11 protein-coding genes are annotated in these 10,831 nt (G+C 70.6%); 9 read left to right on the plus strand and 2 right to left on the minus strand.

The features are described 5' to 3' along the window. Window positions 1-111 precede the first annotated feature (111 nt). Both ACWEVN_RS42115 and ACWEVN_RS42120 read left to right on the plus strand, forming a co-directional pair. Entirely contained in the window at window positions 112-549 is a 438-nt protein-coding gene (locus ACWEVN_RS42115) for a MarR family winged helix-turn-helix transcriptional regulator (protein ID WP_449684964.1), read from the plus strand. Window positions 550-553: 4 nt separating this feature from the next. Continuing rightward, window positions 554-1,384: a haloalkane dehalogenase gene (locus ACWEVN_RS42120; protein ID WP_452055015.1), complete on the plus strand. Its 831-nt coding sequence runs from the start codon at window positions 554-556 to the stop codon at window positions 1,382-1,384. Here the strand turns inward: ACWEVN_RS42120 and ACWEVN_RS42125 are convergent. Continuing rightward, the gene (locus tag ACWEVN_RS42125; protein ID WP_449684962.1) at window positions 1,381-2,007 is read right to left on the minus strand and encodes a TetR family transcriptional regulator; all 627 of its coding nucleotides are present in this window, start codon (window positions 2,005-2,007) and stop codon (window positions 1,381-1,383) included. The genes ACWEVN_RS42120 and ACWEVN_RS42125 overlap by 4 nt on opposite strands. 1 nt (window position 2,008) lies before the next feature. Beyond that, window positions 2,009-3,418 carry a fatty acid desaturase gene (locus tag ACWEVN_RS42130; RefSeq protein WP_452055016.1) on the minus strand — a complete coding sequence of 470 codons (1,410 nt, stop codon included), beginning with the start codon at window positions 3,416-3,418 and terminating at the stop codon, window positions 2,009-2,011. Window positions 3,419-3,939: 521 nt separating this feature from the next. Here ACWEVN_RS42130 and ACWEVN_RS42135 point away from each other — a divergent pair. The 7 genes from ACWEVN_RS42135 (at window position 3,940) to ACWEVN_RS42165 (ending at window position 10,492) form a co-directional block, all read left to right on the plus strand. Beyond that, complete coding sequence (locus tag ACWEVN_RS42135; RefSeq protein WP_452055017.1) at window positions 3,940-6,342, plus strand: nitrate- and nitrite sensing domain-containing protein; 2,403 nt, start codon at window positions 3,940-3,942, stop codon at window positions 6,340-6,342. A gap of 57 nt (window positions 6,343-6,399) precedes the next feature. Next, entirely contained in the window at window positions 6,400-6,825 is a 426-nt protein-coding gene (locus tag ACWEVN_RS42140) for a roadblock/LC7 domain-containing protein (protein WP_013228184.1), read from the plus strand. Then, a complete protein-coding gene (locus ACWEVN_RS42145) occupies window positions 6,822-7,193 on the plus strand; it encodes a DUF742 domain-containing protein (RefSeq protein ID WP_449684960.1) in 372 nt (123 codons plus the stop codon). The genes ACWEVN_RS42140 and ACWEVN_RS42145 overlap by 4 nt, the downstream gene beginning before the upstream one ends. Then, window positions 7,174-7,764 carry a GTP-binding protein gene (locus tag ACWEVN_RS42150; RefSeq protein WP_310972514.1) on the plus strand — a complete coding sequence of 197 codons (591 nt, stop codon included), beginning with the start codon at window positions 7,174-7,176 and terminating at the stop codon, window positions 7,762-7,764. The genes ACWEVN_RS42145 and ACWEVN_RS42150 overlap by 20 nt, the downstream gene beginning before the upstream one ends. A 285-nt stretch (window positions 7,765-8,049) precedes the next feature. Further along, window positions 8,050-9,030, plus strand: coding sequence for a hypothetical protein (locus ACWEVN_RS42155; protein ID WP_449684959.1), 981 nt, complete (start codon window positions 8,050-8,052; stop codon window positions 9,028-9,030). Between the two features lie 20 nt (window positions 9,031-9,050). Then, window positions 9,051-9,680 (plus strand): hypothetical protein, encoded by a 630-nt coding sequence (locus tag ACWEVN_RS42160; protein ID WP_310972512.1) that lies wholly within the window; start codon window positions 9,051-9,053, stop codon window positions 9,678-9,680. After that, a complete protein-coding gene (locus tag ACWEVN_RS42165) occupies window positions 9,677-10,492 on the plus strand; it encodes a hypothetical protein (protein ID WP_449684957.1) in 816 nt (271 codons plus the stop codon). Before ACWEVN_RS42160 ends, ACWEVN_RS42165 begins: the two co-directional genes overlap by 4 nt. The last annotated feature ends 339 nt before the right edge of the window (window positions 10,493-10,831 follow it).

A 10,831-nucleotide genomic window follows, 5' to 3' on the forward strand; every position in this document is an offset into this window, starting at 1 on the left:
CCAGCCACCACCGTCGTGTGTGGTAAGGCGGGTTAGAACCCGCCTTACCACTCACGACCTACGCGGGCGAAATAGTAGCCATGTACTTAGTAGCCATGTACAGTATCTGGCATGAGCACCCCCGGTCACCTCGTCTGGCGGCTTTCCACGAAGTGGCGGGTCGCCGTCGACCGCGCCCTCGCCCCCCTCGGGCTGACGCACGCGCAGTACGTCTTCCTGTCCTCGCTGTCCGGCCTGGAGCGGGCCGGAACGAGCCCGAGCCAGCGCGAACTGGCCGACCACACCGGCTTGGAGGCGCTCTACGTCTCCAAGCTCGCCCGCACGCTCGACACCGACGGCCTCGTCGAGCGCACCCGCGACCCGGCCGACACCCGGACCGTCCGGCTGCGCCTCACCGCCCGCGGGCGCGAGGTGACCGAACCGGCGATCGCCACCGTGGCCGAGCTGCTCGACCGGCTCCTCGCCCCGCTCGGCGGCCGGCACGGCGACCGCACCGCCGCGCTGGCCCGCGAGCTCACCCTTCTCCTCGAAACCCCATTGGAGCCCTGAAACCATGCTGCACCACGAAGAAACCGGCACCGGTACCCCGATCGTCTTCCTGCACGGCAACCCGAGTTCGTCGCACAGCTGGCGCAACGTCCTTCCGCACGTCGGCGGCGGACGCCTGCTGGCCCCCGACCTCATCGGCATGGGCCGCTCGCCCAAGCCGGACATCGCCTACACCTTCGCCGACCACGCCGGCCACCTCGACAGGTGGTTCGACGCTCTCGGTCTGGACGACGTCGTCCTCGTCGGACACGACTGGGGCGGCGCGCTCGCCTTCGACTTCGCCGCCCGGCACCCCGGCCGCGTCCGCGGGCTCGCGTTCTTCGAAACCATCGTCAAGCCGATGGCCTGGGACGACCTGACCCCGCAGGCGGCCGAGCGCTCGCGGAAGATCCGCACCCCCGGTGTCGGCGAAGACATGGTGCTGACGCGGGACCTGTTCATCCGCCAGGCGTACACCGGCGGAGTGCGCACCCCCGTCGGCGACGACGACCTGGCGGCCTTCCTCGCCCCGTTCCCGACCCCCGAAAGCCGTCGCCCGGTGCTGGCGTGGGCCCGCCAGCTGCCCCTCGGCGGTGACCCGGCCGAGCTCGTCGAGCGCATCGAGGCCTACGACGAGTGGCTCGCGGGCAGCGACGGCACCCCGAAGCTGCTCCTGACCTTCGAAGGGTCCCCGACGCTGCTCATCGGCGAGAAGATGGCGCAGTGGTGCTCGGAGCACATCGCCGCGCTCGACGTCGTCGCGTGCGGGGAGGCCGGGCACCACGCCCAGGAGGACCGGCCCAAGGAGATCGCCTGGGAAATCGCGGGCTGGCTGGACCGGCACGGCCTGCGTTAGGTGTGGCGCAGCGGAGGATTCGCCGTCACGCCGAGGACCCGCGCGGCCACCCAGGCCAGCCCGTCGGCCGTGCGGGCCGGGGTGTCCGACGGCTGCATCACGTGGCTGAGGACCGTGCGGACGACCAGGTCGATCACCACGTCGACCTGGTCGCCGGTCAGCGGCGGGCGGTAGGCCGCCACGCGGCCGGCCACCACCGCCTTCGCCTGGGCGAGCAGTGCGCCCGAGTCGGTGGTCAGCAGCGGGAGGAGTTCGGGGGCGGTGCCGTGCGTCGCCGAGACGATCGCGCGCAGCAGGGTGTTGTCGTCGGCGAGTTCGAGGACCGCGCGGACGGCGTCGTAGATCGCCTCGACCAGGTCGTCCGGGTGGCGGTCGAAGGCGGCGCCGACGACCGAGAGGAACCGGTCGAGCTCGTGCGCGACCATCGCTTCGGCCAGCGCGGGCTTGGACCCGATCTCGTTGTACACGGTCTGGCGGCTGACCCCGGCCAGCTCGGCCAGCCGCGCCATCGTGACGGCCTGCCAGCCGGACCGCGCCGTCAGCTCGATCGCCGCGGCGATGATCGGCCGCCGGTGCTGCCCGCCTTCCGCCGGCACCTGGACCGCCCTGCTCATGATCGGCATTCTAGGCCCCGGCCCGGTCCACCCGGCCCGGTGCGACGAAGTCCACCTTCTCGCGCACGCCGCAGTCCGGGCAGCACCAGGAGTCCGGGATCGCCGCCCACGGCGTGCCGGCCGGGAAACCCTCCCGCGGGTCGCCGCGCTGCTCGTCGTAGACGTACCCGCAGCCGGGACACCTGCCGCCTTCGGTCGCGTCGCCGCGGGTGTCGGCGAGCTCGGGGGCCGCCGCCGTCACGCGGGTTCCGTACCGGGCCAGGACTTTCGCCCGCTGGCCAGGCTGGATGTTGGCGCGCGAGATGTCGCCGTCGAAGTGGGCGAGCACTCGCGGGTCCATCACCCGGCGCCACAGCGGCGGGATCAGCGCGAGCACGATCATCCCGGCGTACCCGGTGGGCAGCACCGGCGACTCGGCGAAGTCGCGCAGCGTCTGGTAGCGCCGGGTCGGGTTGGCGTGGTGGTCGCTGTGCCGCTGCAGGTGGTAGAGCAGGACGTTCGTGGCGATGTTGTTGGAGTTCCAGCTGTGGCTGGGATCGACGCGCTCGTACCGGCGCCGCCCGGGCTCGCCGACGCGCTGCCGCAGCATCCCGTAGTGCTCCATGTAGTTGACGACCTCCAGCAGCGAAAACCCGACCACGGCCTGGATCACCAGGTAGGGCAGGACTCCGGCGCCGAGCCAGGCGACCAGCGCCGCCCACAGCACCGCGGACATCAGCCAGGCGTTGACGACGTCGTTGCCGAGCCGGTACGGGTGGCGGTCGCGCCGGGCGTAACGCTTGCGCTCCAGGCGCCACGCCGACTTCAGCGAGCCGAAGACCGTCCGCGGCCAGAAGCGGTAGAAGCTTTCGCCGACGCGGCTGCTCGCCGGGTCTTCCGGCGTCGCCACGCGGACGTGGTGGCCGCGGTTGTGCTCGATGTAGAAGTGGCCGTACCAGCTCTGCGCCAGCGCGATCTTCGACAGCCAGCGCTCGTGGCTTTCCTTCTTGTGGCCCAGTTCGTGCGCGGTGTTGATGCCGATCCCGCCGACGCACCCGATCGACACCGCGAGGCCGATCTTGTCCGCCACGGTGAGGTCGCCGCGCGCGATCAGCCAGAACGCGGCCGCGAAGCCGAGGTATTGGACGGGCAGGAAGGCGAAGGTGATCCAGCGGTAGTAGCGGTCGTTCTCCAGCCGGGCGATGACGTCGTCGGGCGGGTTGCTCCGGTCCAGCCCGGCGACGAGGTCGACGAGGGGAACGATCACCAGGATCACGACCGGCCCGATCCAGAACCAGCCGCCCCACCCGGTGGCGGCGTGCAGCCCGATGGCGAGGAACGCCAGGGAGGGCACGACCAGGCCGATCAGCCAGAGGTACCGCTTGCGGTCGCGCCACACCTCGGTCGAGCCGGCGGGCAGGGTCCCGGTCGCTTCGCTCATCACACCCTCCTTGGCGGCTGAGTGGACATGACGGTAGCCGATGTCGAGCATGCTTGACAACCACTCATCGGATGTAAAGCTACGCAGCGTCGCCCTCACCCGCGTCCGACGGCGCGGACCGCGCCCCGGCGGGCACTTCCAGGCACCGCCCGTTCCCCTTTTTCCTCCGCCGTGATGGACCGCAGACGGCGAACCGGCGGAATTCACTTTCACCCGTTCGGCCCAGCGCTCGACAGCCCGAATTAGCTCGCAGCGTCATAACCAGAGGAAATGCCGGTAATCGCGCCGGAGCAGACAGTAAACACCGTTCGCCACCAGCCGGACGAGTGTCCGCAAGCCGGGTCGCACCGACCGGGTGTCAGGGGTTCGTGGTAAAAAACGGACCCTGATCGATTCTGCGGCAACACGGAGGGTGAGGCGAAGACGAGGTGACGGCGGCCGCTGTGTCCCATCGTCGTGTCCGCTTCCTCGTCCGGGTCCCCATTCCTCGCCGACCGTCACTCAGGAGTTCGTGAACCGCCGTGCTGAACAAAGACCCCCGGGACGAGTCGGACAAGCCGTACGACAAGTCGATCCGCAAAAGGCTGACCAGGACCGTTCTCATTCCCAGCGTGACGCTGCTGGTGCTGTGGATCGCGGTCTCGTCCTACTTCCTCTTCAACGGCGTTTACGTCCGGTTGGTCGCGGCCTCCGTGCGTGAGGTCTCCATCCCCGCCGCCACCGCGCTGGCCGAGTTCCAGAAGGAACGCCAGACCGCGCTGCAGTACCTGGACGACCCCGCGCTCGGCCCGGCCCGGCTCCAGCAGCAGCAGAAGGCCACCGACGAAAAGCTCGTCGCGCTGAAGGACGCGTTCGCCGCGACGATCTCCAACGCGCCGGACGAGATCGCGTCCAAGGTGAACGCGCTGAAGGCCCAGTTCGACCAGCTGCCCGTGCTGCGCTCGCAGATCAGCTTCCGCAGCATCGACCGCGGTCAGGTCAACGCCTACTACAACGGCGTGATGGACACCGCGTCCAACCTCTTCGACACCCAGGCCCGGGTCGTCCCCGACGCCGAGGCCGCGACCGGCGGCATCACGGCGACGTCGGTGTTCCGCGCCGGCGACATGATGTCGCGCGAGACGTCGCTGGTCTCGACGGCCTACTCCGCCGGCACGTTCGCGCCCGGCGACTTCGCCCAGTTCGCGCAGCTGTCGGGGCTCTACCGGACCCAGCTGGAGCAGGTCGCGCCGTTCCTCGACCCGGGCGTCCGCCAGAAGTACCAGGCGCTGACCACCAGCACGGCCTGGCGCCAGCTGGCGACGGCCGAAGAAGCGCTCGTCAAGCACGGCCCGTGGTCGGCGGGCGAGCAGAACTCCGTGCCGGTGTCCGAAACGGACTGGCAGAACGCGACGAACCAGGTCGCCCAGGGCCTGAACGACCTCGCGATCACCCAGGCGGACAAGGTTTCCGCGGCCGCGATCGACGCCGGCGACGCCCAGCTGCGCAACGTCATCATCGGCTCCATCGTCGCCCTGCTCGCCTCGCTGGCGGCGATCATCGTCGCGGTGCGGGTGTCCCGCTCGCTCGTCGACCGCGCCCTGATGACCCGTCTCGCGCGGCTGCGCAACGACTCCCTCGACCTCGCCCGCAACCGGCTGCCGGACATCGTGGAGCGGCTGAAGAGCGGCGAACCCGTCGACCTGAAGGAAGAACTCCCCCGGCTCGACCACGGCCGCGACGAGATCGGGCAGGTGGCCGAGGCGTTCAACGTCGCCCAGCTGACCGCCGTCAACGCCGCGGCGAGCGAGGCCAAGGCCCGCAGCGGCGTGCACAACGTGTTCCTCGGCATCGCGCACCGCAACCAGGTCCTGGTCCACCAGCAGCTGCAGATCCTCGACGAGATGGAAGCGCGCGAGGACGACTCGACGCAGCTGGCGGCGCTGTTCCAGCTCGACCACCTGGCCGCCCGCGCCCGCCGCACCACCGAGAACCTGATCATCCTCGGCGGCAAGCAGCCCGGCCGCCGCTGGCGCAAGCCGGTGCCGCTGATGGAGGTCCTGCGTGCGGCCGTCTCGGAAACCGAGCAGTACGCGCGGGTCCAGGTCGAGCAGGTGCCCGACGTCGCGATCGTCGGGGCCGCGGTGGCCGACACGATCCACCTCGTCGCCGAGCTGGTCGACAACGCGACGTCGTTCTCGCCGCCCGGCTCGCCGGTCGAGGTGACCAGCCGGATGGTCGCGCGCGGCGTCGTCGTCGACGTCTCGGACCAGGGGCTCGGCATGAAGGACGGCGTCCGCGAGTGGGCGAACGCGATGATGGCCGAAGCTCCCGAGTTCGACGCGATGGCGCTGCGGGCCGACTCCAGCCTCGGCCTGTTCGTGGTCGCGCGCCTGGCGGCGCGGCTCGGCATCACCGTCACCTTCGACCCGTCCCGCTACGGCGGCCTGCGCGCCACCGTCCTGATCCCCACCCAGCACCTGGCCGGCGAGGACGGGGACCCGGCCGCGGCCGTGGAATCGTCGCCGGCCGAGACCACCGCGGTCCTCGCGCCGGTGGGCGCCCCGGCACCGCAGGCAGCAGAAAGCCCGCTCCGCACGATGGACACGCCCAGCTCGTTCAGCGGCCAGATCCCGATGAAGCGAGACACCAAGCCGAGGCCGTACCCGGCACGCGCCCTCACCCCGCCCGACCCGCTGCCCTCCGTGCCGGCGGCGGCGCCGGAGCCGGCGCCGATCACCCCGGCGACGGACGTGAAGCCGACCGACGACCGGCCCCGGCTGCCCCGGCGGGAGCCGCAGCAGAACCTCGTCGCCCAGCTCGAGAACGAACCCGACGACAGCGAGGACGAAGTCGTGGCGCCGGGCGAAGGCACCGCGCGCACGCTCGCGGCGTTCCACAAGGGCACCCGCCGCGGGCGCGGCGGACCGGACGACGACTCGTAATTCCCCCGGCCCCACACACACGGAAGTCCACACAGGAAAGTCAGGGTCTGAAGTCGAATGAACGAGTACGGGAGCCCCAAACCCGATCTCAACTGGCTGCTCGACGACATGGTGAACCGCGTGGTCGGCGCGCAGAACGCCATCGTGCTGTCCGCCGACGGGCTGCTGATCGGCAAGTCGGCCGGGATGAGCAAGGACGACTCGGACCAGCTTTCGGCCATCGCCTCCAGCCTGCAGAGCCTGGCCAAGGGGGTGAGCAAGCAGTTCAACCGCGGCCCGGTGCTGCAGAACATGATCGAGATGGAGCGCGGTTACCTGTTCGTCTCCGCGGCGGGCCAGGGTGCGTGCCTCGCCGTGCTGGCCGCGGACAACGTCGACGTCGAGATGATCGCCTACGAGATGAGCCGGCTCGTCAAGCGCGTCGGCGACTACATGGCGTCCGCGCCGCGAGAAGCGGCGTCGGTGCTGCGGGAGGCCACATGAGTACCGAAGACGGCTGGTACGACGAAGCCGCCGGGCCGCTGGTCCGGCCGTACACGATCACGAGCGGCCGGACGCCGGCCGGCACCGCGCGGCTGGACCTGTCCACGCAGGTGATGACCCTGCGCTCGGAGCAGGAGCCGACCGGGCTGGGCCCGGAGCACGTGGCGATCGTGCAGCTGTGCCGCCACCCGGTGTCGGTCGCCGAGATCGCCGTCTACGTGAAGATCCCGCTGGGGGTCGTGCGCGTGCTCGTCGGCGACCTGATCGAACGCGGCCTCGTCATCACGCGCTCGCCCACCCATAACCCGGCGCAGTCGCCGGACCTCGAAACACTCCAGGCGGTTCTCGATGGCCTCATCAAGTACTGACGGCACCGGGGCCGAACTGGTCCCCACCCCGGTCAAGATCATCATCGCCGGCGGTTTCGGTGCCGGGAAGACCACGATGGTCGGTTCGGTCAGCGAGATCCCGCCGCTGACCACCGAAGAGGTGCTCACCGAGGCGAGCGCCGGCGTCGACGACCTGTCCGGCGTCGAGCGGAAGACGACCACGACGGTCGCGCTCGACTTCGGCCGGATCACCATCTCGCCGCGGCACGTGCTGTACCTGTTCGGGACGCCGGGCCAGGCGCGCTTCTGGTTCATGTGGGACGACCTGGCCCGCGGGGCGATCGGGACGGTCGTGCTGGTCGACACCCGGCGGCTGGAGACCAGCTTCGCCGCGATCGACTTCTTCGAGCGCCGGAAGATCCCGTTCGTCGTCGCGGTGAACTGCTTCGACAACGCGCCGCGCTACACCGCCGACGAGATCCGCGAGGCACTGGTGGTCCCGGACCGTGTGCCGATCGTCATGTGTGACGCACGCGACCGTGACTCCAGCAAGCTCGCGCTGATCCGGCTCGTCAAGCACGCGATGACCGTGGTGCCCGCGCGGGTCTGAGACCTGCGCGTTGTCCGGTTTTGTCCTGACTGGACAGCGCCGGTGTCCGTTGTGGCCCTCCGTGGCCGCGGCGGGCACCGGCGTACCCACATGGCGCAATTGACTGGACCACCCGGGTGCAGACTTTTAGTTGAGCAAGCATCCAACTGATAGCATCCGCTCGTGACGAGTCGCGTGCCGGAGTTTCCTGAATATATAAGGGAAAACTATCCGGCTCAGGGTCGACTCTTCGGTGACTTTCTGGGTGGGCTGTGGTCCACCGCGTGCGAAGCGCTGGACGTCCCCTTGGAGCAGTCCGTCCGGACCACCCGGATGCTGCGGGCGCTGCTGCCGCCGTGGGCGCACGAGCGGATCGGGCCGGCCCCGGACCCGTCGTCCTATGTGGCGGACGACGGGTTCCCGGCCGAGATGTCGGTCAACTGGTCCGGTCCGCGACCGGAGCTGCGGGTGCTGTTCGACAGCCTCGGCCACGACGTGGTTTGGCCTGGTGACAGCGTTTTCCGCACCCGCCGTCTCGACCACGTCCACGAGACGTTCACCCCGCGCGCGGGCCGGCCGTCGCCGGCGCCGCTGTGGCATTCGATCGCCTGGCGGCCCCCGTCCGGAGTGGTGCACAAGACGTACTTCGGGCTGTATTCGTGGCCGCACGCGCAGCGCGAGGCCGCGGTCGCCGAGGCGATGGCGCGGCTCGGCCTCGGCGAGGCCTGGGCCGACACCCGCCGTCGTGTCGAAACTGTCGAAGGCAACCGCGAAATCGAGTTCTTCGCCGTCGATCTGACCGACGAGGCCCAAGCCCGCGTGAAGATCTACTACCGCAACCACGACGCCGGCCTCGCCGAGGTCGAGCGCGTCGCCGCGGTGGCCCTGCACCACGACTCCGCCCGGGCCCGCGCCGCGTACCGGACGCTGGCCGGCCCGGACGGCGACGCCGGTGAGGCGGCGTTGAGCTGCCTGGCTTTCCGGTCCGGCGTGGACCGTGCCGCGGAGTCCACGACGTATCTGCGGCTGCCCGCGCTCACGCCGGACGACGGTGAAGCCGTGGAGCGCACGGCCGAGCTGCTGCACGACCAAGGCGTCGACCCCGGCCCGTTCCGCACGCTCGCCGCCGCGCTCGCGCCTGGACCGTTGAGCGGCCCGGGGGCCCGGGTGCTGGAACTGGTGAGCTTCCGCGCCGCGGGCCGGCACGGCGACGTGACCACGTACTTCCGGTTCCCGGTCTTCGACCGGCCGCCCCCCTCCCCTCTTTCGCCCGTCGATCTCGGATAGCCCAGCAGAAGGAGCAGATCGTGACCGAGCAGGACGTCGAGCGGGTCGCCCGCCACAACGAGCAGCGGCAGCGGGAGTACGAGGGGTCGGCCCTGATCCGGCTGCTGACCGACGAGAGCACCACGGCCGAGACGAAGAAGGCGGTGCTCACGTACCTGCAGCCGTGGTCGAACGCCTTCCAGCGGATGATCAGCGCGCGGGTGACCTTCGAGAGCGACCCGGAGCTGCGCGCGCTCGCGTGCGAGCACCAGGCGGAAGAGGTCGGCCACGACAAGATCCTGGCCCGCAGCCGCGCGGACGACCGGGAACTGGTCTGGGACCCGGTCATCGAGATGGGCGCGTCCTGGTTCGTCGACCAGTTCGCGATCCTGCCCGGCGTGCAGCGCGCGGTCCTGGCGCACCTGGCCCTCGAGGCGGGCAGCCTGGTGTTCAGCCAGGCGGGCACGAAGGCGTTCCCCGACGACGAGTACTTCGAGCTGCACGACGAAGCGGACGTCGAGCACCTCGAGATGGGCTACGAAGTCCTGCGCCGGCGCGCGGACTGGACCCCGGAGGCGGCGATCACCGTGCTGGACCGGGCGTGGCAGGTGATCGGCGTGGTTTCCGACCGCATCGCGGAGTGCGCCGTCCGCGATACGGTGGCCGCATGACGAGCACGGAACCGGCTGCCGCGGCCCGCGAAATCGCCGTCGAAGCCGCTCAGGCCTACCAGGAGGCGTTGGGAGAGCGCCTGATCGGCGCGTACCTGCTGGGAAGCCTGGCCTACGGCGGCTATTCCGCGGCGGCGAGCGACATCGACCTGGCCCTGGTCCTCACCGACGCCGGCGACCCCCATTCGGTCCAGAGCACGACGGAGGAGCTGCAGCAGCGAACCCCGTTGCACCGCAAGCTCTCGGTGTTCTGGGCGTCATTGCCGGCATTGCGCGAAGGCCGCGACGACGGCCGGTTCCCAGCACTGGACCGCTTACAGCTGGCCGACGACGGCCGGGTCCTGGTGGGCGAGGACGTCCGCGCGGAGGTGGCCCGCCCGAAGGCGTCGGAGCTGTTGCTGGAGAGCGCGGGCTTCGCGATCGCGGTGCTGGCAACGGACGAGGTGACGGCCGAGTTCCGCTCGCCGAAGCGGCTGCTGGTGGACAAGGTGTGGTTCACGAAGGCGGTGCTGTTCCCGGTCAGATTCCTGTATTCGGGAACAACCCCGACCGGCCGGGCGGCGAACAACGACGAAGCGATCGACTGGTACCTGAGCCAGCCGGACGCCCCGGCGGCATCGCTGGTGCGCCTGGCGCGCGAGGTCCGCGCGGGTCACCCGCTGGAGCCGGCCGAGGTGGAGCCGGAACTGGCGGCGGGACTGGTGCCGCTGTACCGGTATTACATCGAAGCGGAAGGCGCGCGCCTGCGGGATTCCGGCGCACCGGCGGATCTGGTGGACGCTTTCGCCGACTGGGACAAGCGGCTGGGCTGAGCGGGGCCCGATTTCCGGGCTGGCGGAGGGCACCGACAAGTTCGGTGCCCTTTGCTGCGTCGGCCGGCGGTTGCCCGCAGGCCACGTGCGAACCGGGGGCGCGGGTGCCGTCCTCGGGCCACGTGCGAACCGGCGGCCGGGAGCGCAAGCCGGCTACGGCATCGCCTCCCGCAGACCGGCGGCCGGAGGCGCGGGTTTCTCCTCGGCCCACCTGCCAACCGGCGGCCGGCAACGCAAGCCGACCAACGACGTCACCAGACCTCCCCCGCCCCTCATCCCAGCCTTCCCTTCAGTCGGCGGCCGGGTGTGTCAAGGCACGCTTTCCCGCCTTGACACACC

The sequence above is a fragment of the Amycolatopsis sp. NPDC003861 genome, from assembly GCF_053605405.1.

Excerpts from the sequence above, each read along its gene's own strand:
- ACWEVN_RS42115 (WP_449684964.1), top strand. The coding sequence starts at position 112 with ATGAGCACCCCCGGTCACCTCGTCTGGCGGCTTTCCACGAAGTGGCGG.
- ACWEVN_RS42120 (WP_452055015.1), top strand. The coding sequence starts at position 554 with ATGCTGCACCACGAAGAAACCGGCACCGGTACCCCGATCGTCTTCCTG.
- ACWEVN_RS42140 (WP_013228184.1), top strand. The coding sequence starts at position 6,400 with ATGAACGAGTACGGGAGCCCCAAACCCGATCTCAACTGGCTGCTCGAC.
- ACWEVN_RS42165 (WP_449684957.1), top strand. The coding sequence starts at position 9,677 with ATGACGAGCACGGAACCGGCTGCCGCGGCCCGCGAAATCGCCGTCGAA.
- ACWEVN_RS42150 (WP_310972514.1), top strand. The coding sequence starts at position 7,174 with ATGGCCTCATCAAGTACTGACGGCACCGGGGCCGAACTGGTCCCCACC.
- ACWEVN_RS42145 (WP_449684960.1), top strand. The coding sequence starts at position 6,822 with ATGAGTACCGAAGACGGCTGGTACGACGAAGCCGCCGGGCCGCTGGTC.
- ACWEVN_RS42130 (WP_452055016.1), bottom strand. The coding sequence starts at position 3,418 with ATGAGCGAAGCGACCGGGACCCTGCCCGCCGGCTCGACCGAGGTGTGG.
- ACWEVN_RS42125 (WP_449684962.1), bottom strand. The coding sequence starts at position 2,007 with ATGCCGATCATGAGCAGGGCGGTCCAGGTGCCGGCGGAAGGCGGGCAG.